31 protein-coding genes are annotated in these 24,477 nt (G+C 66.5%); 20 read left to right on the top strand and 11 right to left on the bottom strand.

The genetic code is table 11. From position 1 onward, the window contains the following. Nucleotides 1–8: 8 nt before the first annotated feature. A complete protein-coding gene (locus G335_RS0103310) occupies nucleotides 9–317 on the bottom strand; it encodes a hypothetical protein (RefSeq protein ID WP_018175918.1) in 309 nt (102 codons plus the stop codon). 229 nt (nucleotides 318–546) lie between these two features. Here G335_RS0103310 and G335_RS0103305 point away from each other — a divergent pair, with 229 nt between their 5' ends. Beyond that, nucleotides 547–1,359 carry a tRNA 2-thiocytidine(32) synthetase TtcA gene (locus G335_RS0103305; protein ID WP_018175917.1) on the top strand — a complete coding sequence of 271 codons (813 nt, stop codon included), beginning with the start codon at nucleotides 547–549 and terminating at the stop codon, nucleotides 1,357–1,359. Continuing rightward, a complete protein-coding gene (locus G335_RS0103300; protein WP_018175916.1) occupies nucleotides 1,334–2,245 on the top strand; it encodes a lysophospholipid acyltransferase family protein in 912 nt (303 codons plus the stop codon). The genes G335_RS0103305 and G335_RS0103300 overlap by 26 nt, the downstream gene beginning before the upstream one ends. Before the next feature lie 51 nt (nucleotides 2,246–2,296). On the opposite strand, the gene hslU is transcribed toward G335_RS0103300, so the two are convergent. From hslU to G335_RS13725, 8 genes are all read right to left on the bottom strand, one after another. After that, on the bottom strand, nucleotides 2,297–3,631 hold the full coding sequence (gene hslU / locus G335_RS0103295) for an ATP-dependent protease ATPase subunit HslU (RefSeq protein ID WP_018168782.1): 1,335 nt from the start codon (nucleotides 3,629–3,631) through the stop codon (nucleotides 2,297–2,299). Between the two features lie 41 nt (nucleotides 3,632–3,672). Further along, on the bottom strand, nucleotides 3,673–4,215 hold the full coding sequence (gene hslV, locus G335_RS0103290; RefSeq protein WP_018168781.1) for an ATP-dependent protease subunit HslV: 543 nt from the start codon (nucleotides 4,213–4,215) through the stop codon (nucleotides 3,673–3,675). A gap of 93 nt (nucleotides 4,216–4,308) precedes the next feature. After that, the gene (gene xerC / locus G335_RS0103285; RefSeq protein WP_018175915.1) at nucleotides 4,309–5,232 is read right to left on the bottom strand and encodes a tyrosine recombinase XerC; all 924 of its coding nucleotides are present in this window, start codon (nucleotides 5,230–5,232) and stop codon (nucleotides 4,309–4,311) included. Next, on the bottom strand, nucleotides 5,204–5,941 hold the full coding sequence (locus G335_RS0103280) for a DUF484 family protein (RefSeq protein ID WP_018144936.1): 738 nt from the start codon (nucleotides 5,939–5,941) through the stop codon (nucleotides 5,204–5,206). The genes xerC and G335_RS0103280 overlap by 29 nt, the downstream gene beginning before the upstream one ends. After that, nucleotides 5,938–6,774, bottom strand: coding sequence for a diaminopimelate epimerase (gene dapF / locus G335_RS0103275; RefSeq protein WP_018175914.1), 837 nt, complete (start codon nucleotides 6,772–6,774; stop codon nucleotides 5,938–5,940). Before dapF ends, G335_RS0103280 begins: the two co-directional genes overlap by 4 nt. Continuing rightward, nucleotides 6,774–7,448, bottom strand: coding sequence for a trans-aconitate 2-methyltransferase (locus G335_RS0103270; RefSeq protein ID WP_018168778.1), 675 nt, complete (start codon nucleotides 7,446–7,448; stop codon nucleotides 6,774–6,776). The genes dapF and G335_RS0103270 overlap by 1 nt, the downstream gene beginning before the upstream one ends. Then, nucleotides 7,445–8,734, bottom strand: coding sequence for a diaminopimelate decarboxylase (gene lysA / locus G335_RS0103265; protein ID WP_018175913.1), 1,290 nt, complete (start codon nucleotides 8,732–8,734; stop codon nucleotides 7,445–7,447). The genes G335_RS0103270 and lysA overlap by 4 nt, the downstream gene beginning before the upstream one ends. Then, nucleotides 8,735–8,869 (bottom strand): LPS translocon maturation chaperone LptM, encoded by a 135-nt coding sequence (locus G335_RS13725; protein ID WP_018144932.1) that lies wholly within the window; start codon nucleotides 8,867–8,869, stop codon nucleotides 8,735–8,737. Between the two features lie 78 nt (nucleotides 8,870–8,947). On the opposite strand from G335_RS13725, the gene G335_RS14235 reads away from it, so the two are divergent. The 14 genes from G335_RS14235 (at nucleotide 8,948) to G335_RS0103195 (ending at nucleotide 18,555) form a co-directional block, all read left to right on the top strand. Further along, nucleotides 8,948–9,208, top strand: a complete 261-nt coding sequence (locus G335_RS14235; RefSeq protein ID WP_196799401.1) for a hypothetical protein — start codon at nucleotides 8,948–8,950, stop codon at nucleotides 9,206–9,208. Beyond that, nucleotides 9,205–9,675 carry a thiosulfate oxidation carrier protein SoxY gene (soxY, locus tag G335_RS0103255; RefSeq protein ID WP_018144931.1) on the top strand — a complete coding sequence of 157 codons (471 nt, stop codon included), beginning with the start codon at nucleotides 9,205–9,207 and terminating at the stop codon, nucleotides 9,673–9,675. The genes G335_RS14235 and soxY overlap by 4 nt, the downstream gene beginning before the upstream one ends. 46 nt (nucleotides 9,676–9,721) lie before the next feature. Next, entirely contained in the window at nucleotides 9,722–10,006 is a 285-nt protein-coding gene (gene soxZ / locus G335_RS13485) for a thiosulfate oxidation carrier complex protein SoxZ (protein ID WP_018168776.1), read from the top strand. 135 nt (nucleotides 10,007–10,141) lie between these two features. Next, a complete protein-coding gene (locus G335_RS0103245) occupies nucleotides 10,142–10,519 on the top strand; it encodes a hypothetical protein (RefSeq protein WP_018168775.1) in 378 nt (125 codons plus the stop codon). A gap of 409 nt (nucleotides 10,520–10,928) precedes the next feature. Then, a complete protein-coding gene (hisB, locus tag G335_RS0103240; protein WP_018144928.1) occupies nucleotides 10,929–11,522 on the top strand; it encodes an imidazoleglycerol-phosphate dehydratase HisB in 594 nt (197 codons plus the stop codon). Nucleotides 11,523–11,546: 24 nt separating this feature from the next. Continuing rightward, nucleotides 11,547–12,203, top strand: coding sequence for an imidazole glycerol phosphate synthase subunit HisH (hisH, locus tag G335_RS0103235; protein WP_018175911.1), 657 nt, complete (start codon nucleotides 11,547–11,549; stop codon nucleotides 12,201–12,203). A gap of 10 nt (nucleotides 12,204–12,213) precedes the next feature. Further along, nucleotides 12,214–12,942 carry a 1-(5-phosphoribosyl)-5-[(5-phosphoribosylamino)methylideneamino]imidazole-4-carboxamide isomerase gene (hisA, locus tag G335_RS0103230; protein WP_018144926.1) on the top strand — a complete coding sequence of 243 codons (729 nt, stop codon included), beginning with the start codon at nucleotides 12,214–12,216 and terminating at the stop codon, nucleotides 12,940–12,942. 1 nt (nucleotide 12,943) lies between these two features. Then, nucleotides 12,944–13,738, top strand: coding sequence for an imidazole glycerol phosphate synthase subunit HisF (gene hisF, locus G335_RS0103225; protein WP_018144925.1), 795 nt, complete (start codon nucleotides 12,944–12,946; stop codon nucleotides 13,736–13,738). Next, a complete protein-coding gene (locus tag G335_RS0103220) occupies nucleotides 13,735–14,106 on the top strand; it encodes a phosphoribosyl-ATP diphosphatase (protein WP_018175910.1) in 372 nt (123 codons plus the stop codon). The genes hisF and G335_RS0103220 overlap by 4 nt, the downstream gene beginning before the upstream one ends. 220 nt (nucleotides 14,107–14,326) lie before the next feature. Beyond that, the gene (gene tatA / locus G335_RS0103215) at nucleotides 14,327–14,617 is read left to right on the top strand and encodes a twin-arginine translocase TatA/TatE family subunit (protein WP_018144923.1); all 291 of its coding nucleotides are present in this window, start codon (nucleotides 14,327–14,329) and stop codon (nucleotides 14,615–14,617) included. Between the two features lie 41 nt (nucleotides 14,618–14,658). Next, the gene (gene tatB / locus G335_RS0103210) at nucleotides 14,659–15,360 is read left to right on the top strand and encodes a Sec-independent protein translocase protein TatB (RefSeq protein ID WP_018175909.1); all 702 of its coding nucleotides are present in this window, start codon (nucleotides 14,659–14,661) and stop codon (nucleotides 15,358–15,360) included. Continuing rightward, on the top strand, nucleotides 15,357–16,532 hold the full coding sequence (tatC, locus tag G335_RS0103205; RefSeq protein WP_018168771.1) for a twin-arginine translocase subunit TatC: 1,176 nt from the start codon (nucleotides 15,357–15,359) through the stop codon (nucleotides 16,530–16,532). Before tatB ends, tatC begins: the two co-directional genes overlap by 4 nt. 104 nt (nucleotides 16,533–16,636) lie before the next feature. Further along, nucleotides 16,637–18,187 (top strand): 2,3-bisphosphoglycerate-independent phosphoglycerate mutase, encoded by a 1,551-nt coding sequence (gpmI, locus tag G335_RS0103200; RefSeq protein ID WP_018175908.1) that lies wholly within the window; start codon nucleotides 16,637–16,639, stop codon nucleotides 18,185–18,187. 11 nt (nucleotides 18,188–18,198) lie between these two features. Continuing rightward, nucleotides 18,199–18,555 carry a cupin domain-containing protein gene (locus G335_RS0103195; RefSeq protein WP_018168770.1) on the top strand — a complete coding sequence of 119 codons (357 nt, stop codon included), beginning with the start codon at nucleotides 18,199–18,201 and terminating at the stop codon, nucleotides 18,553–18,555. A gap of 249 nt (nucleotides 18,556–18,804) precedes the next feature. Here G335_RS0103195 and pyrE read toward each other — a convergent pair whose 3' ends face one another. After that, a complete protein-coding gene (gene pyrE / locus G335_RS0103190; RefSeq protein ID WP_018144918.1) occupies nucleotides 18,805–19,440 on the bottom strand; it encodes an orotate phosphoribosyltransferase in 636 nt (211 codons plus the stop codon). Between the two features lie 103 nt (nucleotides 19,441–19,543). Here pyrE and G335_RS0103185 point away from each other — a divergent pair, with 103 nt between their 5' ends. After that, a complete protein-coding gene (locus G335_RS0103185; RefSeq protein WP_255346780.1) occupies nucleotides 19,544–20,317 on the top strand; it encodes an exodeoxyribonuclease III in 774 nt (257 codons plus the stop codon). A gap of 36 nt (nucleotides 20,318–20,353) precedes the next feature. Beyond that, a complete protein-coding gene (locus G335_RS0103180; protein WP_018175906.1) occupies nucleotides 20,354–21,763 on the top strand; it encodes an AmpG family muropeptide MFS transporter in 1,410 nt (469 codons plus the stop codon). 113 nt (nucleotides 21,764–21,876) lie between these two features. Here G335_RS0103180 and G335_RS0103175 read toward each other — a convergent pair whose 3' ends face one another. Next, a complete protein-coding gene (locus G335_RS0103175; RefSeq protein WP_018168766.1) occupies nucleotides 21,877–23,088 on the bottom strand; it encodes a hypothetical protein in 1,212 nt (403 codons plus the stop codon). 382 nt (nucleotides 23,089–23,470) lie between these two features. Here G335_RS0103175 and G335_RS0103170 point away from each other — a divergent pair, with 382 nt between their 5' ends. Both G335_RS0103170 and G335_RS0103165 read left to right on the top strand, forming a co-directional pair. Further along, complete coding sequence (locus G335_RS0103170) at nucleotides 23,471–24,007, top strand: MarR family winged helix-turn-helix transcriptional regulator (RefSeq protein ID WP_018168765.1); 537 nt, start codon at nucleotides 23,471–23,473, stop codon at nucleotides 24,005–24,007. 22 nt (nucleotides 24,008–24,029) lie between these two features. Beyond that, entirely contained in the window at nucleotides 24,030–24,437 is a 408-nt protein-coding gene (locus tag G335_RS0103165; protein WP_018175905.1) for a hypothetical protein, read from the top strand. Nucleotides 24,438–24,477: the final 40 nt, after the last annotated feature.

The following is a 24,477-nucleotide window of genomic DNA, read 5'->3' as shown; positions in this document are numbered from 1 at the left end:
ATCCGGCCCTACTCCGGGTCCTCGATTACCCGCCCGCGATAGACACGCCGCTGCGCAGGCCGGTGTTCTACCTGCGCCCCGTCTTCTGGTTGCGTCTTCGCGGGTGCGGGTGTTCGCAGATATCCCGTTCCCTCCAGCTGACTGCGCAGGGTCAGCGCCGCCGCTTCGACCATGCTCGACTGCGAGCGCGCAGCGTAATCAAGGATGGCCTCCATGAAGTCCGGGTCGCTGACCGACAGCCGTGCTACCGCGGGGAATTCGGCGCGCAGGTTTCGCCGAAGTTCGGCGGCCAGGCTGAGGCTCTTGCGGTCGTGCATCGGGTTCCCCGGGTGGACGTAGGTTTCTCCGTCTTCATGCAAGCGGGGTGCCACGGCGAGACGCCCGCCATTCGCCGCCCCGGTGCCCCCAGGTCGCAACCCCTGCCCTGTGCGAGAGCGACGGGTGTTCATCTCTGGTGCACGGGAGGCGCGGTGTGCACCGAAATCCTGCGCCACCATTGCGGGTTGGGCTTGCGTGCAGCCGACCGCCGGCCTATGTTGCGGGCCCATGGAGACACCCGCCGTTCCCGCCTCGATCCGCCGCCTCGCCGGGCGCGCCATCGCCGACTTCGACATGGTCCGCGAGGGCGACCGCATCCTGGTGGGCCTGTCCGGTGGCAAGGATTCGCTGACCCTGCTGTGGCTGCTGCACAACCTCGCTCGGCGGGCCCCGGTGCACTTCGAGGTGGGGGCGGTCACGATCAACCCCGAGATCGAGGGATTCGAGCCGCAGCGGCTGATGGATTACCTGGGCAGCTACGGCATCCCCTATCACTTCGTGTCCGAGCCCATCGCCGAGCTGGCCGATGCGCACATGGACAACGACTCGTTTTGCTCCTTCTGCTCGCGCATGAAGCGCGGCCTGATGTATCGCACGGCGCGCGAACACGGCTACAACGTACTGGCGCTGGGCCAGCACCTCGATGATCTCGCGGAGAGCTTCATGATGAGCGCCTTCCATGGCGGCCAGCTGCGCACCATGAAGGCCCACTACGCGATCGACGCCGGCGACCTGCGGGTCATTCGCCCGCTGGTCTACGTGCGTGAACGCCAGACCCGCGACTTTGCCGACGCCGCGGGGCTCCCGGTGATCCTCGACAACTGCCCCGCCTGCTTCGCCATGCCCACCCAGCGCGAGCATATGAAACAGCTGCTGGCGCAGGAGGAGGCGCAGCACCCCGGATTGTTCCGCAACCTGCGCACCACCCTCAAGCCCCTGATGACCGAGGGTGGCATTCCTCCGCGCGATCCACCGCCGAGCGCGTCCGCAACCACCGAATCCGCAGTGTCCGAACATGGCCCGACGTCGGCATCTGCGTGATCGCCTGATCGGGGTGGGCCTGCGCCTGCTGGCGCGCCTCCCGCTGCGCGTGAACCACGCCCTGGGCGGCGCGGTCGGGGCGCTGGTGTGGTACCTGCCCACCCGCGCGGCCCGTATCACCCACATCAATCTGGCGCTGTGCTTTCCGGAAAAGGACCCGGCGTGGCGGCGGCGGGTGGGGCGGCGCTCCCTGATGGCGATGGGCCGGGCCCTGACCGAGTCCCCCTGGCTGTGGCAGTCGCCTCCGGAGAGCCTCGAGACCCTGGCCGTCCAGCCGCCGCAGTACGCGCGCCTGCGCGAGCGCTCCGCCGGTCGGGCGTTGTTCCTGTGCGCCCCGCATCTCGGTTCCTGGGAATTCGCCGGACTGCATGCCGCTTGCCACGGACCGATGGCCACGCTGTACAGCCCGTTCAAGACCCCGGAGGTGGACCGCTGGGTGCGCGAGGCCCGTGCCTCCACCGGGGCCGAGCTGGCCCCGGCCGATCGCAGTGGCCTGCGCATCCTGCAACAGGCCCGCGACCGCGGCGAGATCATCGGCATCCTGCCGGACCAGAGCCCCAAGGGCGCCTCGGGCCAGCACGCCTCGTTTTTCGGGCGTCCGGCCCTGACCATGACCCTGCTCCCGCGCCTGCTGCGCGGGCGCGCGGATCACGTGGTATTCCTGTTTGCCGAGCGTCTGCCCGGGGGCCGGGGCTATCGCTATCACGAGGTCGTGGCCGGCCCGGAGGTGGCCGATCGCGATTTTGCCCGGGCGGCCGCGGCGATCAACCGCCACGTGGAGACCCTGGTCCGGCGCTGTCCCGAGCAGTACAACTGGGCCTACAAGCGCTTCAACCCACCGCCCGCGGGCTGGCCCGATCCCTATCGCCGGGGGGCGCCCGAGTAACCTCCCGCGCGGTAGCTCTCCGCGCATGGCCGGCCCGCTGGACGGGTCGCGTCAGAGGATGTAGCGGGACAGGTCCTCGTCTTCCGCCAGGTCGCCGAGGCGTTCGTCGACGAAGGCGCGATCCACGATCACCGGGCCTTCGACATCCGGGGCGCGGTAGGCGACGTCCTGCAGAAGGCGCTCCAGCACGGTATGCAGACGGCGGGCGCCGATATTCTCGGTGCGTGCGTTCACGTCAAAGGCGATTTCGGCCAGACGGCGCACGCCCTCTTCCTCGAAGCGCAGCTCCACGCCCTCGGTCTTCATCAGCGCGGTGTACTGCTCGGTCAGCGAGGCGGTGGGCTCGGTCAGGATGCGCACGAAGGCATCGGCCGACAGGGCGTCCAGCTCCACACGGATGGGCAGCCGGCCCTGCAGCTCCGGCACCAGGTCGGACGGCTTGGACAGGTGGAAGGCGCCGGAGGCGATGAACAGGATGTGGTCGGTGCGCACCATGCCCAGCTTGGTGGAGACGGTGGTGCCCTCGATCAGCGGCAGCAGGTCGCGCTGCACGCCCTCGCGGGAGACCTCGCCACCACCGGTCTTCTCGCTGCCCTTGGCGACCTTGTCGATCTCGTCGAGGAACACGATGCCGCTTTGTTCCACGCGTTCGATCGCCTTCAGCTTCAGTTCTTCTTCATTGACCAGGCGCGCGGCCTCTTCCTCGATCAGCAGCTTGCGCGCCTCGGCGATCTTCAGCCGCCGCGAGCGGGTCTTCTGCCCGCCGAGATTCTGGAACATCGACTGCAGCTGGCTGGCCATCTCTTCCATGCCCGGGGGCGTCATGATCTCCACGCCCTGCGGGTTCTGCGAGACCTCGATGTCGATCTCGCGTTCGTCCATGTCCCCCTCGCGCAGGCGCTTGCGCAGCTTCTGGCGGGTCTCGCTGTTGGCGTGGTCCGGCTCGGACTCGGTGAAGCCGGCATTGCGCGGGCTTGGCAGCAGGGCATCCAGGATGCGCTCCTCGGCGGCGTCCTCGGCCTTCAGGCGGTTTTCCTTGATCGCCTCGTCGCGCAGCTGCTTCACCGCGGCCTCGGCAAGATCGCGGATGATCGACTCGACATCGCGCCCGACATAACCGACTTCGGTGAACTTGGTCGCCTCGATCTTGATGAACGGGGCGTGGGCCAGCTTCGCCAGACGCCGGGCAATCTCGGTCTTGCCCACGCCGGTCGGGCCGATCATCAGGATGTTCTTGGGTGTGACCTCCGGTTGCAGCTCCGGCGGCAGCTGGCGGCGGCGCCAGCGGTTGCGCAGGGCAACGGCGACGGAGCGCTTGGCGTCGTCCTGGCCGATGATGTAGCGGTCCAGTTCCTGGACGATCTCGCGGGGGGTCATGTCGGTCATGGCAAATGGGCCTTGGTCGAATCGCTTGGCGCCGGGTCGCGTTACTCCGCGTCCAGGCTCTCCAGGGTGATGTTGTGATTGGTGTACACGCAGATATCGGCGGCGATGTTCAGGGACTTCTCCACGATATCGCGGGCTGGCAGATCCGTGTTCTGCAGCAGGGCCTGGGCGGAGGCCTGGGCGTAGGGGCCGCCGGACCCGATCGCGATCAGTGCATGCTCGGGCTCGATCACGTCGCCATTGCCGGAGATCACGAAGGAGTTTTCGCGGTCGGAGACCGCCAGCAATGCCTCCAGCTTGCGCAGGGCGCGGTCGGTACGCCAGTCCTTGGCCAGCTCGACGGCGGCGCGGGTAATGTTGCCGGAGTGTTTCTCCAGCATCCCTTCGAAGCGTTCGAACAGGGTGAAGGCATCGGCGGTGCCGCCGGCAAAACCGGCGAGGATGCGATCATGGTAGACGCGGCGCACCTTGCGCGCGTTGCCCTTCATCACGGTGTTGCCAAGGGAAACCTGGCCGTCGCCCCCGAGGGTGACGGCGCCGCCCTTGCGGACGCATACGATGGTGGTGCCGCGAAACTGTTCCACGGATCTCTCCTGTTACGGCTGAGTGTCATGGGGCACGGTGTTGGGTTGCGATGGCCCGGGATCGTTCACCTGGTGGGTGCGATCGTCGCCGAATCAGTCCCTCCGGCGGGCCCGCGGATGGGCGGCATCATACACCTGTGCCAGGTGCTGATAGTCGAGATGGGTATAGATCTGGGTGGTTTCAAGGTTGGCGTGGCCGAGAAGTTCCTGGATCGCCCGCAGATCGCCACTCGACTCCAGCAGGTGACTGGCGAAGGCATGGCGCAGACGGTGCGGGTGCAGGCGCACATCCAGCCCGGCGCGACGGCCGGCCTCGGCGACCCGGCGTTGCACCGCGCGGTTGCCGAGGCGCTGGCCTCGGCGGCTGACGAATACGGCGCGCTCGTCTGCTGTGGCCCAGTCGCCCCGGCATTTCAGCCAGGTGCGCAGCGCATCGCGCGCCACACGCCCCACCGGGACGCTGCGCTCGCGCCGGCCCTTGCCGAGCACGCGCACCAGCCCGGAATCCAGGTCAAGGTCCGTCAGATCCAGTCCGGTCAGTTCCGACAGGCGCAGCCCGGACGAATACAGCAGCTCCAGCATCGCCTGGTCGCGTGCCGCCAGATTCGGCTCGATGCCCTCCGCCGGGGTCAGTGCCCGCTGGGTCTGATCGACATCGAGATCGCGCGGCAGGGGGCGCCCGGCACGCGGGCCGCGCATGCCGGCGGCCGGATTGGCCGGCATGCGCCGCTGTTCGACCTGATAGGCGAAGAAGCCGCGCACGGCGGACAGGAAGCGCTGGATCGAGCGCGGGTGGCGGCCCTGGCGGGCCAGCTGTCCGGCGATGCGCCGCATGTCGGCTGCCTTGAGGGCATCCCAGGGGCCGTTATGCAGCCCGCGCAGGCGGGCCAGGTCGCGTCGATAGGCCTGTACGGTATGCGGCGAATGGCCGCGAATATCGCTCAAATGGGCCAGAAAGGCCGCGATATCCGCATCCTTCTCGGGTGCGTCAGGCAGCGGCGTGGGCCCGCTCGACATGGCAGCGGATCGATTCGGCCAGCAGGTCGCCGATGTGGGTGACGAAGTAGGTGCCCATGTCGGGCTCGAAACGGTCCGCGGATTCGCTGGCCAGGCCGAGTACCCCGATATGGTCGGATTCATTGCCCAACGGCATCAGGATGGCCGAACCGATCTCCTCGGCGTCGTCGAACAGCACGTCGAGCATCTCGGCCGGGACGCGACCGCATTGGGCCTTGCCGCGGCTGAACAGCGGGTCGAAGGTGGCCAGCTCGCTGGTGGTTAGCGCATGCAGGTCGTCGACCTCGCGGTGGGCCAGGCGGATGCTGACGCGTTCCGCGCCCAGCTCGTTGCGCAGGGCGTCCTGGGTCAGCGCCAGCACGGCGTCCAGGTTCTCGGCGCGCATCAGGGTCTTGGCCAGTTCGTGCAGGTGCTGGCCCATGCGCTCGTTGTCGCGGGCACGCTCGACCAGCTCGCCCATGTGCTGTTCCATGGCGCGGTGCTTCTCGCGCAGCAGGGCGACCTGGCGTTCCAGCAGGGACACCGCGCCACCGGTCGGGTGCGGCAGGCGCAGGATGTCCAGCAGCGGCAGGTGGTCCTGGAAGAAGTCGGGATGCTCGCGCAGGTAGGCCTCGACGTCGGCCGCGCTGATCGTGCGGTCTTCCGGAGCCCGGGTCTTGGGGGTCTTGGTTTTTGCCGCAGAGGCGTTGGAGGATTGCTGCCCAGTCATAGATCGATCCAGCCGTTGAATACCGTGGTGGCCGGCCCGGTCAGCCAAACCGGAGCCTCGGCCTGTCCGGTCCAGCTTAGCACAAGGGTCCCGCCCGGCAGGGTCACTTCGAGGTTGTCGTCGACCAGTCCGCGGCGTCGCAATACGGCCATCGCGGCGGCCGCGCCGCTGCCACAGGCGAGTGTCTCGCCGACCCCGCGTTCGAACACCCGCAGGTCGACATGTCCGCGGTCGCGCAGTGCGGCGAACCCGACATTGACGCGGCGCGGGAAGCTTGCGTGGCGTTCGATGATCGGGCCGATCTCGTGGACCGGTGCGCTGGCCACGTCGTCGACCAGGATCACCGCATGCGGGTTGCCCATGGAGACCGCGCCCAGGGTGATCGAGTGGCCCTGCACATCCAGCGTGTAGGCATCGGCCTCGGCCTCGGCGAGCAGCGGGATGCGCGCCGGTGCGAACTCCGGCCGCCCCATATCCACGCGCACCTGCTCGTCGTCCTCGACATGCAGCACGATGCGCCCGCCGAGGGTCTCGACCGGGATCTCGCGGGCCTCGGTCAGGCCCTGCTCGCGGACGAAGCGGGCGAAGCAGCGCGCGCCGTTGCCGCACTGCTCCACCTCGGAGCCATCGGCATTGAAGATGCGGTAGCGGAACAGCGCCTGCGCCGGATCGCCCGGTGGCTCCACCAGCAGGATCTGATCGCAGCCGATGCCGAAGTGGCGATCGGCCAGGTGACGCAGCGTTGGCTCGTCGAGCCGCACGTTCTGACGTATGCCGTCGATGACCACGAAGTCATTGCCCAGGCCGTGCATCTTGGTGAAGTCCAGGCGCATCAGGCGGTCTCCGGCAGGTGGCCGACAATGGTCATGTGGCGATCCGAGGTGATGGTCACCGTGAAGCCCTCGATCCCGGCCGCTGCCAGCTGTTCGCGTACCTCGTCGGGCGTGAAGGCGGCATGCAGGGAGTGCTCGAAGTCGTGGCGCAGCACCGGCGGCGCGTCGGCGGCGTACTCCGCGACCAGGGCCCGGACCGTCTCGGTCGTATCCGGCCGTCGCAGGTCCATGATGAACACCGCCGCGCCGGGCGCGCCGTCACGCGCAATGGTTTGCCACAGAGCGGCCGGGTCATGCAGGTGATGCAGCAGGGAGTTGCTGATGATCGTGGCATATGGCGCGCGCGGTCCGCGCGCCTCTGGCAGGCAGCCTTCGGCCAGATGCACCCGGTCCGCGGCTGGGTGCCCGGCCATCAGCGCGTCGCCGGCCGCCAGCATTGCCGGGGCGCCGTCGAGGCCGTCGACCTCGCAGTCGGGGTAGCGCGTGGCGAAGCGCAGCGAGACATCGCCCGGGCCGCAGCCCAGGTCCAGCACCGGCCCGGTCACGGGCCCGGGAAAGGCCTCGGCGAAGGCGTCGACGAAACCCTCGTGCGGGGCGGCAAAGTCGGCCTCGGCGTAGGCACGGGCCTGCTCCGGCTCCAGCATCAACTCCGGCTCCGGGCGCCGCGGGATCACGGCTCGATGCTCCCTGACGGGTCCTGGTCCTCCGGATCCCGGGGCAGCATGCTTTCGCGCATCATCAGGTGATCGACCTGCTCGCGGCGGTTGATGATCTGGAAGTGGTCGCCGTCGACCATTACCTCCGGCGGGCGCGGGCGCGAGTTGTAGTTGCCGGACATCACGTAGCCGTAGGCGCCGGCCGAGCGCACCGCGAGCAGGTCGCCGGCGGCCAGCGCCAGCTCGCGTTCGCGGCCGAGGAAGTCGCCGGTCTCGCAGACCGGGCCGACGATGTCGTAGGTGCGGGTCTCGGTGTCGCTGCGCGGTACCACCGGGACGATTTCCTGCCAGGCGCCGTACAGGGCCGGGCGCAGCAGGTCGTTCATCGCGCCGTCGACGATCGCGAAGTCATGGGCCTCGGTGTGTTTCAGGTATTCCACCCGGGTCAGGAACACGCCGGCATTCGCGGCGATCGCGCGCCCCGGTTCCAGCAGGACCTTCAGCGGGCGATCGCCCAGGACCTCGCGCAGGGCGCTGGCCCAGGCATCCGGTTCCGGTGGGGTCTCGTCGCGGTAGCGCACGCCCAGCCCGCCGCCGACATCGATATGTTCCAGCTCGACGCCGTCTGCGGCCAGTTCGTCGACCAGTGCCAGTACGCGCTTGAGCGCGTCGGTGAATGGGTCGATGCGGGTCAGCTGCGAGCCGATGTGGAAGTCGACGCCGGTTGCTTCCAGGTGCTGGCTGTCGCGCACCCGGGCATACAGCGCCGGTGCCTCCTCGATGGCGACGCCGAACTTGTTCTCGCGCAGCCCGGTGGCGATATAGGGATGGGTCTCGGCGTCGACGTCCGGGTTTACCCGGATCGACACCGGGGCCAGGACACCCATCTCCATGGCGACGGCCTCCAGCCGGTCCAGCTCCGGGGCGGATTCGACATTGAAACAGTGGATGCCGACCTCCAGGGCCCGGCGCATCTCGGCGGCGGTCTTGCCGACCCCGGAGAACACGACCTTCGCCGGATCGCCCCCGGCGCGCAGCACGCGCTCCAGTTCGCCGCCGGAGACGATGTCGAAACCGGCGCCCATGCGCGCCAGCACATTCAGTACGCCCAGCGCGGAGTTCGCCTTCACGGCGAAGCAGACCTGGTGCGGGGTGCCGATGAGGGCCTCGCTGAACGCGCGGAAGTGGCGCTCCAGCGTGGCGCGGGAATACACGTACGCGGGGGTGCCGACCAGCTCTGCAAGGCGGTCCATTGCTACGCCTTCGCAGAACAGGGTGCCGCGGTGGTAATCGAAGTAGTCCATTCAGCGCCGCTCCTCGGTTTCGTCGTCATCGGGCAGATAGAGATCGCCCTTCTGACCACAGGCGGAGAGCATCTGCATCGTGCCGAGCACGACGATCACGGCAATCAGGAGCCACTGGGCCTTGCAGGAGAACATGGTCGGATCCGGGGTTCGTTGCATCAAGAGGCGATAGTGTGCCATTGATACGCCCCTGGCTTCAGGTGCTAGCGATAGATGCTGCGGTATCTGTCCGACGAAATTTACCCGATCGTGAACGGCGATGATTCGTTCATCAATGATTCAGCCAGGTTTGGGACGATGCATCTGCGAGACCAGCAAAAGACCACTGAAGCTGGTCAGGGGGCGGAGCCCGATCCGCAGGGAATAGAGACCTGCCGCTCGCCGTCCAAAGCAACAGGCGTCACCGCGGTTCGCCGCCAAGACGTCCCGGATAATCCGGATCTGACCCACAAGATGAGAGGAGATCATCCATGATTAGCACCAAGCGCCGTGTCTTCCTGAAAGGCACTCTCGCCGCCGGTACTGTCGGTGTCGCCGTCGGGGCCGGTCTGCTCGCCCCGAGCAAGCTGCTCGCCGCCTGGCCGTCCGAGGCCTTCGGCGCCGAAGGCCTCGAAGCCGCCTTTGAAGCCGTCACCGGCTCCAGCGACATTGCCGATGGCGACGTCACCCTGAGCGCCCCGGAAATCGCCGAGAACGGCGCCGTGGTTCCGGTGTCGGTCGAATCCAGCCTGGACAACGTGACCGAAATGGCCGTGTTCGTCGAGCTGAACAACCTGCCGCTGGTCGCACATTACGTGCTGGCCGATGGCGCGCATGCGAACATCTCTGGCCGTATCCGCATGGGCGAGTCCTCCAACGTGATCGCCGCCGTGAAGTCCGGCGACACCTGGTACAAGACGGTTCAAGAAGTGAAGGTCACGGTCGGTGGCTGCGGCGGCTAACGCCGACCCCCAACCGCTGATCCGAACACTACTGGAGGTTTAAGATATGTCTATCCGAGTTCGCGCCCAAGAAAGCAACGGCGTTATCAACATCCGTGCGCTGATGAGCCACGACATGCTCGTCCCCGACGACGACGGTGGCCCGCACTTCATCGAAACCGTGGAAATTGCGCGCAATGGCGACACCGCCATTACCGCCAACTGGAACTACACCGTCTCCCGCAACCCGTTCCTGCAGTGCGAGATCGACGGCGCCGCCGGTGACACCGTGACCGTCTCCTGGACGGACAACAAGGGTGAATCCGACTCGACCGACGTCGAAGTGCGGTAAAAAGAGGGTTCCCACTCTCTTTGAAGAAGCCGGGGCTGGTCCCCGGCTTTTTTGTGTCCGGTCATCGGGTTTCTGTGGTCAGCGTCTCTCTGGCGTGGACTACACTCCAGACAGGTCCATGCCGAGCGCACCGCCATGTCCCCGGATATCCCCGCGCCCCGTGAAGCCGATCCGGCCCTGCGCCCGGCGCTGCTCCTCGAGCCCCACCAGCCCCTGTGGCAACGCCTGCCCCGGCGCGACGCCGCAGGCCGCCGGCTGGCGGACTTCATGATGCTGATCCCCGGGCTGCGCCAGCGTCCGCGCTCCGAACTCCATGCCCGGGCGCGCGCCATCGAGCGCGTGCTGAACAGCTATGGGGACGATATCGCGTTCGTCGAGCTGAACCTGAAGCTGAACACCCTGTGGGTCTCGTTGACCGCGCGGCCAGGGCTTTGCACTGAAGTGCCGGGGGCGATCCAGGCGGTGGTGCCCGAGGCGTTATTGGTGGGGCCGAAGCTGACCTCCGGCATGTAGTGGCGGGGGTGAGGCCGCTGTCCGCCCCGACGCTGCTCTAGGGAAACACTGATTAATGTGCACGCTCGCGCTCGAGTCGCTTTTGCGTGCGAACAAGGCGCGGTGACTGCCGTGCAGTCATTCTGCACAAGGGAGCCGTAACGCTGTGCGCGCGCAAAAGCGGCCGAGCCCCTGCTTTCAATGGCTTGTGGGGTTGGCACCCCAGGTTCCCCGATCCTGCGTTGCACCGCTTGCGGGTAGAACCCTACCCGTTGCACGGCGCGCCTTGTCTCGGAAAACCTGGGGTGCCAACGCGAGTGTGTACATTGATCAGTGTTTCCCTAGCGTGAATAGGCCCGTGTTTCCCTGTGTCATACCGGGCGACGGCCAGCCTTGCTACACTGACCTTTTACCGTGCCCGAACCGGAACATGACTGAACGTACTGCATCTGTCCGCCGCGACACCCTGGAGACCCGGATCGCCGTCGAGTTGAACCTCGACGGCACCGGCCAAAGCCATCTTGAGACCGGCATCCCGTTCCTCGACCACATGCTGGACCAGGTGGCCCGTCACGGCCTGGTGGATCTCGACGTGCGCGCCGAGGGCGATCTGCATATCGATGCCCATCACACGGTGGAGGACGTCGGGATCACCCTGGGGCAGGCGCTGGCCAAGGCCCTGGGGGACAAGAAGGGTATCCGCCGCTATGGCCATGCCTATGTCCCGCTGGACGAGGCCCTTTCACGGGTGGTCATCGACTTCTCCGGGCGTCCGGGGCTGGAGATGCACGCGGATTTCCGCCGTTCGCACATCGGCGAATTTGATGTGGACTTGTTCCACGAGTTCTTCCAGGGCCTGGTCAACCACAGCTGGATGACCCTGCACATCGACTGCCTGCGTGGCGACAACGCGCATCATGTCGCCGAGACCATCTTCAAGGCCTTCGGGCGCGCCCTGCGTGTGGCGGCGGAGTTCGATCCGCGCTCCGCGGGGATCACGCCGTCCACCAAGGGCAGTCTGTAACGGACCAACGGACGAGACCCGGCCATGGAAACTGTTGCCGTCATCGATTACGGCATGGGGAATCTGCACTCGGTCGTGCGTGCACTGGAGCACGAGGCCGCGGGCGACCAGCGCGTACTGCTGACCGACGACCCCGAGACCTTGCGCGAGGCCGACCGGTTGGTGTTTCCCGGCCAGGGCGCGGCCGGGGACGCCATGCAGGCGCTGTCGAATCGCGGGCTCGACCGGCTGCTGCCGGAGCTGGCGGCCGACCGCCCGTTCCTGGGCCTCTGCTTGGGCCAGCAGATCCTGATGGACGCCAGCGAGGAGAGCGGCGGCGTCGACCTGCTGGGCATCCTGCCGGGCCGGGTCGCGCGCTTTCCCGCCATGCAGGGCCCGGATGGCCGGCGCCTGAAGATCCCGCACATGGGCTGGAACCGCGTGCTGCCGGCGCAGGAGCATCCCCTGTGGCACGGCCTGCCGGAGACCCCGTGGTTTTATTTCGTCCATAGTTACCGGGTGCAGCCCGAGCGCGAGGCCGATGTCGCCGGGCGCACCGATTATGGCGAGACCTTTGCCTCGGCACTGGCGCGGGGCTCGTTGTTCACCATGCAGTGCCATCCGGAGAAGAGCGCCGCCTGCGGGCTGCGTCTGCTGCATAACTTTCTGCGCTGGGACGGTGACGGTCCCGGGGCGTCGTGAGGAGTCGAAGATGCTGGTCATTCCCGCAATCGATCTGAAGGAAGGCAAGTGCGTTCGCCTGCGCCAGGGGAACATGGACGATTCCACCGTGTTCGGCGAGGACCCGGTGGAGATGGCGAAGCGCTGGGTCGATGCCGGGGCCGAGCGGTTGCATATCGTTGATCTCGACGGCGCCTTTGCCGGTCAGCCGCGCAATGCCAAGGCGGTGCACGCGATTGCCAAGGCCTTCCCCGACCTGCCGATCCAGATCGGCGGTGGCGTGCGCGACGAGGACACGGTTCAGGCCTATCTGGATGCCGGGGTCGAATACGTGATCATCGGTACCCGCGCGGTCAGCGCGCCGCACTTCGTGAACGACCTGTGTCTGGAATTCCCCGGCCGTATCATCGTCGGGCTGGATGCCAAGGACGGCAAGCTGGCGGTGGATGGCTGGTCCAAGCTGTCGCACCACGACGTGATCGACCTGGCCCAGCACTTCGAGGCGGACGGCGTGGTGGCCTTCGTCTACACCGACATCGCCCGCGACGGGATGATGAAGGGCCCCAACGTGGAGGCTACCGCGCGCCTGGCGAGCAACGTGCGCGTGCCGGTGATCGCCTCCGGCGGCATCAGCTCGCTGGACGACCTACGCAACCTCGCAGCCCGCGAGGACGAGGGCATTACCGGCGCCATCGTCGGCCGGGCCTTGTACGACGGCGCCTTCACCCTGGAGGAGGCCCGCAAGGCCCTCGCAACCTGAGATGCTCGCCAAGCGCATCATTCCCTGTCTGGATGTCGACGCCGGCCGGGTGGTCAAGGGTGTCAACTTCGTCGGCATCCGCGATGCCGGGGACCCGGTGGAGATCGCCCGGCGCTACAACACCCAGGGTGCGGACGAGATCACCTTCCTCGACATCACCGCCTCCAGCGACGACCGCGAGACCATCGTGCACGTGGTCGAGGCCGTCGCGCGCGAGGTGTTCATCCCGCTGACTGTGGGTGGTGGCGTGCGCGCGGTCGAAGACATCCGCCGCCTGCTGAACGCCGGGGCCGACAAGGTCTCCATCAACACCGCCGCGGTGCACCGGCCCGAGCTGGTGCGCGAGGCCGCCGACTGGGTCGGCAGCCAGTGCATCGTGGTCGCGATCGACGCCAAGCAGGTCAGCACGGGGAATGAACCACCGCGCTGGGAGGTCTTTACCCACGGAGGCCGCCGCGAGACCGGGCTGGACGTGGTCGAGTGGGCGCAGCGCATGGAGTCCCTGGGGGCCGGCGAGATCCTGCTGACGAGCATGGATCGTGACGGCACCCGTATCGGCTTCGACCTGCCCCTGACCCGCGCGGTCAGCGATGCGGTCGGCGTGCCGGTGATTGCTTCGGGCGGGGTCGGTGAGCTGCAGCACCTGGTGGAGGGCGTGACCGAGGGCCATGCCGATGCCGTGCTGGCGGCCAGTATCTTTCACTTTGGTCAGCACACGGTGGGCGAGGCCAAGGACGCAATGGCGGCGGCCGGTGTCCCGGTGCGGCCGAACGATGCCGAGGTGGCCGCGCAATGACCGATTCGACTCCCGCTCGTCCGGGTGGTGCCGAGGTGCTTTCCGCGCTCGCCGAGGTGATCGAGCAGCGTCGCCAGGCCGACCCGGAGCAGTCCTACGTGGCGAAGCTTCACGCGCGCGGGCTGGACGAGATGCTCAAGAAACTGGGCGAGGAATCGGCGGAGACGCTGATTGCCGCCAAGAACGACGACACCGACGCCCTGGTGTCGGAAATGGCCGACCTGTGGTTTCATGCCCTGGTGGTGCTCGCGGCCCGCGGACGGCACCCGGACGATGTCCTCGATGAACTGGGCCGGCGTTTCGGTCTGTCGGGCGTTGCCGAGAAGGCCGCGCGCGAAACCAGTGGTCGCCGGTCCGACCATTCGTAGCGTGTACATTGATCGGTCTTTCCCCGGGGGCCGCATTTAGTCGCCGGCCGTAAAGCGTTCGTTCATGTGGCGCGGCTACACTGCAATCACCGCGCCCTGTCCGCGAAGAAACAGCGACTCCAGCACGAACGCCCACAGTGGCCGGTGTGCCCCAGAGTTGATTATGGGCCTGGCGCCGTTCAGGCTAACCCCAAAGTTGTATGACTGGAGAACAGAGTCCATGGGTATTGGTGGTATCAGCATTTGGCAGCTCCTCATCGTCCTGCTCATCGTCGTGCTGCTGTTCGGCACGAAGAAGCTGCGCAACATGGGTGGGGATATCGGCTCGGCGATGAAAAACTTCCGCCAGGCGGTCAAGGATCCCGACGCCGAGAAGAAGGAAGGCGAAGAAGACGAAGAGCCGCGCGAGGTCGAGAACCAGACCGACAGCGAAGGCCGGGTGGTCGACGCCGAGGTGAAGAAGAGCAGCGAAAAGGATTCCGACGCCTCGCAATCGGACAAGAAGTCCTGAGCCTCGCGCCCTGCGCGGCGGCCAGGCTCGAGCGATAGCCCATGTTCGACATCGGCTTCTGGGAAATCATCATCATCGTGCTGGTGGCGCTTCTGGTCGTGGGGCCGGAGCGTCTGCCCGGGCTTGCGCGCGAGATCGGGCGCTGGGTCGGCAAGACCCGGCGTTTCGTCCATAGCGTGCGATCGGACTTCGAGCAGGAGCTGCAGACCGACGAACTGCGCAACATGCTGAAGAGCCAGGATCGCGAGATCCGCCAGCTCAAGAACATGATGGACGAGACCGAGACCAGTCTGCGCGAGGATATCGAGGATACCGAGCGGGACCTGCGCGAAGATATCGAGGGCAAGCCGAAGACCCGCAAGGATCTCTCCGGCAAGGAGCAAAAGGCCCTGGCCGAGAACAAGGCCAAGCCCGCGGTGCGGGACAAGCCATCCATGCGCAGCCCGGATGCGTCGGCGCGTGCTTCGGACACGGGTGCGCCGGAGGCAGCCGACGACGCGGATGCGCCCGAGGTTCGGCGTGTGCCCACCCAGGGCGATCTGGATGGCAACTTGATGACCGACGACCCGGCGCTGGCCGCCGAGCAAAAGGCGCGCGCCTCCGATGGCCCGCGTCCGGAGCGGACGAAACCGGCGGTGCGCGAACGGCGTACCCCGGACCCTGCCGAGTCACGGGGGGGCGAGGCCTCTGATCCCGAAGCGGATACCACCCACAACGACCAGACCCCTGACAAGCACTCATGAGCAAGACCAAACCGGGGGTCGAGCCGAGTCCGGAAGCGACCGAGACCCTGCTCACGCACCTGATCGAGCTGCGCGACCGCATCCTCAGGATGTTCATTGCCATCCTGGTGATGTTCCTGATCCTGTTCCCGTTCGCCAACCCGATCTACACCTGGTTGGCCGGCCCGCTGATGCAGCACCTGCCGGAAGGCACCAGCATGATCGCGATCGACGTGGCCGCGCCGTTCCTGATCCCGTTCAAGCTGACCCTGCTGCTGGCGGTGGTGCTCAGCATCCCCTACCTGCTGTATCAGGTCTGGTCCTTCGTGGCGCCCGGACTTTACTCGCACGAAAAGAGCATGGCGCTGCCGCTGGTGGCGTCGTCCACCGCGCTGTTCTATCTGGGGATGGCGTTCGCCTACTTCGTGGTCTTCCCGCTCATTTTCGCGTTCTTCACGGCCACGGCGCCCGAGGGCGTGGCCGTGATGACCGATATCTCGCGCTATCTGTCGTTCGTCATCATGCTGTTCATCGCCTTCGGCATTGCCTTCGAGGTGCCGGTGGCAACGATCCTGCTGGTCTCCATGGGGGCCACGACCCCGGCCAAGCTGTCGCAGAAGCGCCCCTATGTGATTGTCGGCGTGTTTCTGGTCGGCATGGTGCTGACCCCGCCGGACATCATCTCGCAGACCCTGCTGGCGCTACCGATGTGGCTGTTGTTCGAGATTGGCCTGATCCTGTCGCGCATCATGGAGCGCAAGAAGGCGCAACGCCGTGCGACTGCGGGCGGTGACGATGCGGCCGACGCCGATGATGGTCCGGACGACGATGGACCGGGTGGCGGCGGTGGTACGCCGCGCGGTGGCCCCGGCGGTTCGGGCAAGGCGTCCGGCACCACGCGGGCCACTTCGTCCACGGCGGCCGCATCCGCCGGCGGGGGCGCGAGCGCCGCCGCGCGCACCGGGTACACGCCGTTGACCGACGACGAGATGGACGCCGAGCTCGACCGCATCGAGGAAGAACAGGCCGAACTGCGTCGCCAGCGCGAGTCCGCGAGCACACTCGCCACTGACGCCCCCGCCGAGCCGGCGCCCGTGGCGGACGAGAGCCAGGGTGGCGAGGGCCCAGCTGACGACGGCCAGCCCGACGCGGACGCATCGCAGGAGGATGGCGATACGGCGCGCGATCGTTGAGTCACCGCGCCGGCGGCCGTATTTGTGCAGGCCTGCGCCCCCGCCAAGCATCGGAAGTTGCTAAAATACCCGGGTAACCCATTGACCCAGGTAATGATCCCGCGATGGCACACCCGCGTCCCACCCCCCGCCGCCCTGTCCTGCTGATCATCATGGACGGGGTGGGCGTGAACCCGTCCAAGCTGAACAATGCCTACGCCGAGGCCGATACGCCGCGCCTCGACGAGTACCTCTCCACTCATACCCACACGACACTGGACGCCTGTGGTCGCGCCGTCGGGCTGCCGGATGGGCAGATGGGCAACTCCGAGGTCGGGCATCTGACCCTGGGTGCGGGCACCGTGATCAACCAGGACCTGGTGCGTATCGACGACTCGATCACCGATGGCAGCTTCTACGAGAACGACGCCCTGGTCAGTGCTGCGCGCGCCGCGGCCGCGAAGGACCAGCCGCTGCATCTGATCGGTCTGGTGTCCGATGGTGGCGTGCACTCGCATATCCGCCACCTGCGCGCCCTGGTGGAGATCTGCCAGCGCGAGGGCGCGCGCCCGATGGTGCACATGATCACCGACGGCCGCGATACCGCACCCCGTTCCGCGCTCCACTACCTCGATCCGCTGGAGGAAGAGCTGGCGAACGCTGGCGGCGCCATCGCCACCGTGTGCGGGCGTTACTACGCGATGGACCGTGACAAGCGCTGGAAGCGCACGGAAAAGGCCTTCCGCGCGATGGCCTACGCCGAGGGGGAGGCCGCCGGTTCCGCGCGCGAGGCGATCGAGGCGGCCTATGCGGCGGGCGAGGACGACGAGTTCATCAACCCGCGCATCATCAACGGTGGCGAGCCGCTGGGACAGGAGGCGGTCTGCGTGCTGTTCAATTTCCGTAATGACCGTCCGCGTCAGCTGACCGCGGCCCTGGGCATGGACGACTTCGACGGCTTCGACCGCGGTGACTTTCACCCGGTCTCCGAGACCTGCCTGACCGAGTACGACCCGCGCTTCCTGTCGCCGATCGCGTTCCCGCCGGAACGCCCGTCGACGACTCTGGGCAGCACCATCGCCTCCGCCGGCATCCCGCAGTTCCACTGTGCGGAGACCGAGAAGTACGCCCACGTGACGTTCTTTTTCAACGGCGGCAAGGAAGAGCCCTACGCCGGCGAACAGCGCGTGATGGTCCCCTCGCCGTCGGTGGATACCTACGACGAGCAGCCGGAGATGAGCGCGGCCGAGGTCGCCGACCAGACCATCCAGGCGATGGAGAGCGGGCGCTACGGGTTCGTCCTGGTCAACTTCGCCAATGGCGACATGGTGGGTCATACGGCCAAGCGCGAGGCCCTGATCGAGGCCGTCCAGGTCCTGGATCGTGAGGTCGGGCGGGTGCTGGATGCGGCGAAGAGGCTCGAGTATTCGGCGATCGTCACCGCGGACCATGGCAACTGCGACGAATACGTGGATCCGGTGACCGGGGCCCCGCACACCCAGCACACCATCTATCCGGTGATGTGCATGATTACCGACTCGCAGCGCTGGCGTCTGCGCACCGGCGGCGGCCTGGCCGATGTGGCCCCGACCGTGCTGGAGCTGATGGGCGTGCCCAAGCCCTCTGCAATGGGCGGGCGCAGCCTCCTGTTCGAGGAAGTGCCGGCCTCGGCCTGAGGGAGCGCGCCATGCACACACGCTACAGCGACACACCGGCCTACGATACGAAGGACGGCTCCGAGATCCGCGAGCTGATGCACCCTGACGTGCACGGCAATGCGGCCCAGAGCCTGGCCGAGGCGGTGGTCGAGCCGGGTGCCGTCACGCGCCTGCATCGCCATGCCCGCACCGAGGAGATCTATCACGTGACCCGCGGGCAGGGCGAGATGCGTCTGGGTGAGGAAACCTTCCCGGTGGCTGTGGGTGACACCGTCTGTATCCATCCCGGCACGCCGCACAACATCCTCAATACTGGCACGGAGCCGCTGCACATCCTCTGCAGCTGCTCCCCGGCCTACTCGCACGACGATACCGAACTGCTGTAGCGCCGATCGGCGCACATGCCGCCACCCCGCGTAAACCCCTGCCCCCGTCATTGCGAGGAGGCGTAGCCGACGAAGCAACCCCCGTCCGGAACCGCCCGATCCCGGCCCGGCCCCTGCCAGCTCCGGGAGGTTGCTCGCTTCGATCGCCCTGCGGGCCGGCCTGCGGCCGTTCAACGCAGCTTCGCTGCTTTTGTGCTTCGTCGCTTCGCTCCTCGCAATGACGGGGGGCGATGCCGCGGTACGCGCCCCCTAAACGCCGTACTCGGCGCGGTACGCGCGCAGGGCCTCCAGGTGTTCGGGCGCGCGGCCCGTATCCTCCAGCATGGTCACGAGATCGGTCAGCCGCGCGACGCGGATGACCTGCAGGCCCAGGTCGGCTTCGACCTCCTGGATCGCCGAGCGCTCGCCGCGGCCGCGCTCCTCGCGGTCCAGGGCGATCGCCACGCCCACTGGCGTCGCCCCGGCTGCGCGGATCAGGTCCACCGATTCGCGGATGGCGGTGCCGGCGGTGATCACGTCGTCCACGATCAGCACCCGGCCCTGCAGCGGCGCACCGACGATGTTCCCGCCCTCGCCGTGGTCCTTCGCCTCCTTGCGGTTGAAGGCCCAGGGGCGGTCCATGCCGTGGTCGCGGAACAGCGCTTCGGTGACCGCCGCCGCCAGCGGGATGCCCTTGTAGGCGGGGCCGAACACCAGGTCGAATTCGATGCCGGAGTCCACGATCGCACGGGCGTAGAACTCGCCCAGGCGGGCCAGGTCGGAGCCGCGGTTGAACAGGCCCGCGTTGAAGAAGTACGGACTGGTTCGCCCGGACTTCAGCGTGAACTCGCCAAAGCGCAGGACGTCGCGTTGCAGGGCGTATTCCAGGAAGGCGTGGGCGGTCATCGGGGTGCTCCGGTCGTAAAACGCCGTATTCTGACACAGGGACACGCGGATTCCGCAGCCAGGCCCTTTCCTGCGCGTGCGCGCGCCGGTATCGTTCCCCGCCATGCGCATACTCTCGATGAACGCCAACGGCATCCGTGCCGCCGCCCGCAAGGGTTTTTTCGACTGGCTCCCGGGGACCGAGGCCGACGTGGTCTGCATCCAGGAGACCAAGGCCCAGATTCATCAGATCCAGGGCGAGCCCTTCCATCCACCCGGTTACCACAGTGTCTATGTCGATGCGGTGAAGCCCGGCTACAGCGGTGTGGCCCTGTACAGCCGCCGCCAGCCGGACGAGGTCGTGACCCGCATCGGCTTCGAGGAGGCCGACAACGAGGGCCGCTATGCCGAGATGCGCTTCGGCAACCTGTCGGTGGTCTCGCTGTACCTGCCCTCGGGTTCCTCCGGCGACCATCGCCAGGATTCCAAGTGGCGTTTCCTGGAGTTCTTCCGGCCCTGGCTGACCGAGCGCATGCAGGACGGGCGCGAATGGGTCATCTGCGGCGACTGGAACATCGCCCACCGCGAGATTGACCTGACCAACTACAAGTCCAACCGAAAGAATTCGGGCTTCCTGCCGGAAGAGCGGGCCTGGCTGGACCACCTGTTCGACGAGATTGGCATGGTGGACGTGTTCCGCCGGCTGGACGAACGCCCGGAGCAGTACACCTGGTGGTCCAACCGCGGCCAGGCCTGGGCCAAGAACGTGGGCTGGCGCATCGACTATCAGATCGCCACGCCGGGCATCGCGGCCACCGCGCATGACCCGTACATCCATACCGACGATCGCTTCTCCGACCACGCGCCGTTCTGGATCGACTATGACTACCAGCCCTGATCGGGGCATGTTCCTCGCATTCGGTAACGTCGGCGCATGACCGGAGTCGCTGAAGCGCAGCGTCCCGCGAGCCGCGACTGGCGCGCGGCCCTGGCGGTCTACCGCCACCCACGGGTCATCGGGATGCTGTTCCTCGGCTTCGCCGCGGGGCTGCCGTTGCTGCTGACCGGCGGCACCTTCACCGCCTGGCTGCGCGATCTCGGGGTGGAGCTGGCCTCCATCGGCTTCCTGTCCTGGGTCGGCATGGCCTACAGCATCAAGGTGTTCTGGGCGCCGGTGGTCGACCGCCTGGCCCTGCCGCTCCTGACCCGGATATTCGGGCGCCGCCGTGCGTGGATGCTGTTCGCCCAGGCCGTGATCATCCTCGGGCTGGTCGGCATCGCCTTGACCGACCCGGTCGAACAGCTCTGGCTGGTTGCGGTCCTGGCCGTGCTCACCGCCTTTGGCGCCGCCACCCAGGACATCGCCATCGACGCCTATCGCATCGAGGCCGTCAGCCAGGAGCGCCAGGGCGCCATGGCGGCGGCCTACGTGTTCGGTTATCGCGTCGCACTGCTGACCGCGGGGGCCGGGGCGCTGCACATCGCCGCCGTCGGTAGCTGGAGCCTGTCCTATGCCGCCATGGCCGCGCTGATGCTGGTAGGTGTCGTCTGCACGTTGATCGTGCGCGAGCCCGAGGTCGCGAAACGCGATGCCGCCACGGCCCGGCTCGAGGATCGCGTGGTCCATTACCTCAACAACACCTCGGATACCGGCTGGTGGCGGGACCTCAAGGCCTGGGTCATCGGCGCGGTGGTCTGCCCCTTTGTCGAGTTCTGGCAGCGTTTCGGCCGCATCGCCCTCGTTGTTATCGCGTTTATCGCGGTCTTTCGCATCAGCGACATCTTCATGGGGGTGATGGCCAACCCGTTCTATCTGGACATCGGATTCACCAAGGAAGAGATCGCCAATATTGCGGCCGCCTTCGGCCTGGCCATGACCCTGACCGGTGCGGCCCTGGGCGGATTGCTGGTGGTGCGCTTCGGCATCATGCGCATGCTGATCGCGACCGCGATCCTGGCGCCGCTGACCAACCTCACCTTCTCCTGGCTGGCGACGCTCGGGCCCGAGACCTATGGGCTGGTGTTCGCGATCATGGCCGACAATCTATCGGGTGGTATGGCGATTTCGGTGTTCATCGCCTATCTCTCCAGTCTGACCAACAGCGCCTACACCGCCACCCAGTACGCCCTGTTCAGCTCCATCATGACCCTGCCGGGGCAATTCCTCGCCGGCTTCACCGGCGTGCTGGCCGAACACATCGGCTGGGTCTGGTTCTTCGCCAGCTCCGCCCTGATCGGCATCCCCACCATCCTGCTCGCCTTCGCCCTGATGCGCTGGGCCAACCCCGACCGTATGCCCCAGCCCGGCCGACCAGACACCTCGCCGGCGTCCGCTCGCGAGTAGCCGCACCGCACCTGATCCAAGTGGCTTTCGGCGGCCACAAAAAAGCCCGCACCATTCGGTGCGGGCTCGGCTTCGCCCGAAGGCCGTCCGGCGACGACCTTCCGCGACCGCCCTTAGAAGTAATACCCGAAGTTGATGTTGATACGGGTTTCCCAGTCGTCGGTGGTATTGGCACCAAGCTGTTCGCCGTAAGGGGTATCACCGCCAACAAAGCCGTTGCCGTTGGAGTAAGCGAGGTCGGTGTAGATGTACCAGTTCCCCCGAGCCCAAGCGGCACCTAGAACCAGCAGGTCGCTGTTGTTGAAGTCGCTCTCGCGCTTCACTACGGAGCTGTATTCTGCGTACGGGATCACGTAGTCCAGCCACGGAATATTTGGAGTCTCGTGGTAGTAACTGGCCGAGACCGCTGGAATCCAGGCTTCTGCCGCTACTTCATTCCAGTAGTCGTAGGCCCCAAACTGCACTAGCTTGTCACTTCGGAAGACCTCCCCGCCTACATCGAGAAGATCATGCTCTTCTACGTCGTACTTGTAGTACGACAGTTGACTGGCAAGGGTCCAGTTGCCAAAGCGGTTAACTGCGTGTCCTGAGACCGCGAACATGTCGCCGTCGCTTTGAGGACCATTGCTCTTCAGCTCGCCATATTGTGCCGAGAAACCGACCTCGTGTTCAGTATTGGGGATGTTGTAAATCCCGCGGAAATTGACTTGGTTTCGTTCCTCGAAGCCTGTTCCGGTTTCGTCGACTACGTCGTAAGAGTATCGCGCACTGTCATCAGAGTTGTTGCCAGAGTAAGAGCCGGCATCCGAGTAGAAGTAGCCAACGTCCCACGTCCAGTCACCCATCGGCATGGTGTACTTGACGCCGAGGTTCATATTGTCGGAAAGACCAACGTAGTAATGCTGGTCGAAGAACCAGCTCTGGGAGACGCCGTACGCACCCGGCCCAAACGGTGCTCGGGTTACGCCCACCTCGAGCTGGTTCTCGTTTTCGAACCTATAACCTACCCAGCCAGTGTGCAGCATATTGTAGGAACTGGCGGCATCGTTGTACCAACGGTATTCCATCTTGCCGAGCCAGGGCCCATTCTCGTAGTCAAGGTTGATCCGGGCAGTATCGAGAAGGAAGTCGCCGCCCTTGTCCCAATCGCGTCGGTCTCCTTCATAGTCACCCACGGTGTAGTTCGCGCGCAGGGCGCCGCCGATCGCCAGGTTGCCGACCTGGATGCTGTCGTATTCCGCGGCAGCGACATTCGGGCCCAAAAACAGGGCCAGGGCAACGGCACCGGAAAGGGGTGCCAGGGTCCAGCTCATCGTCTTCTTCATTGCGATCCTCTCTGGTCGGGCGGTTCGGGTGTCGCCAGAGGCCATCCTGGGCGGACACGGAATGTGCGTCTGTGCGTCTTGATCGTAGCCGGCAACGTTTATAAGCAGTTTCTAATGCGTTGTAAACAAGATACGCGAGCTCGGCGCACTGTGGTGTGACCACCACACCCGCCCCCGTGTTCCTCCTTGTGGCCCCGAGGGTTCGGGGCCCTTCGGTCGCGCGTCTCGGACCCGGCGGGGAGGCGGGTTTCTCGCCGGGGCAGGTACCCCAACTCACTTGTTTAGAGCCCGTGGCGCGATTTCGCCAGTTCGACCTCGAGTTGCAATAAAACTATTTTTGTACAAAAATAAATAGACGAATGATTTATTGCGAGAAGTTTTCATGACCTCCACCCAAGCCGTGCACCAGGCACCCCAGGATGAATCCGGCACCCCTGCCGGTGCGCCGGCCGAGCCGGATGTCGCGCGGTCGGTAATCCGCCAGCTGCGCGTGATCATCCGCGCCCTGCAGGGGCATTCGCGGTCGGTGGAGCGCGCCTGCGGCATCAGCGCCTCGCAGCTGTGGGCATTGTGGGAGTTGCAGCGCACGCCGGGACTGAACGTCAGCGACCTGTCGCGCCGGTTATCAGTGCATGCCTCCACCACGTCCAATCTTCTGGACAAGCTGGAACACCGGGGTCTGATCGAGCGCCGGCGCCCGGAAAAGGACCAGCGCATCGTCCGGCTCTACGTCACCGATGCCGGGCTGGAACTGCTGGAGAGGGCACCGGCCGCCCCGCAGGGCGAACTGAACCGCGCCCTGCAGTCGTTGCCGAAGGGACGTCTCGTGGAGCTGGACCAGGGCCTGGACCTGCTGGTCGAGGCGATGAACACCACCGAGCCCAAGGCCGGCCTGCAGCCGTTCGACGGCAAGTCCTGAACCGTCTGCCGCGGAGGCCCTGATGCGATTGTTTCGCGTGCTGCTGCCGTTTCTTCTCTGCCTTCCACTGGCGGCGGGTGCGCAGCCCACGTTTGATGCGCCACCCGAGCGCTCAACGGATGGCGGCTTCACCCTGGCGTGGGAGGCAGATGGGCCCGTGGTACTGGAGCAGGCCCCGGGTCCCGACCACGCGGATGCGCGCATCCTCTATCAGGGCGGCGATACCAGCACGGTCATCAGCGGCCTGCCCGATGGTGACTACCGGTTTCGCCTGCGCGCCGCGGATGCCGATCCGGACACCTGGGCCGATCAAGCCATGGTGTCGGTGGAGCATCACAGCCTGGCCCGAGCCTTCGGTTTTTTTGCCGTGGGCGCAGTCGTCTTTCTGGTCCTGATCGGGGCCATCCTGCGCGGGCGTCCGCGCAGCTGATTCACTTGGTCCAGCCCTGCCGATCCGTGTCGAGCTAACG

This window comes from Thioalkalivibrio sp. AKL8, from assembly GCF_000380525.1.
Classification (GTDB): Bacteria; Pseudomonadota; Gammaproteobacteria; order Ectothiorhodospirales; family Ectothiorhodospiraceae; genus Thioalkalivibrio; species Thioalkalivibrio versutus.
The sequence above is the reverse complement of the archived record's forward strand: the minus strand, read 5'-3'. Positions and strand labels throughout refer to the sequence as shown.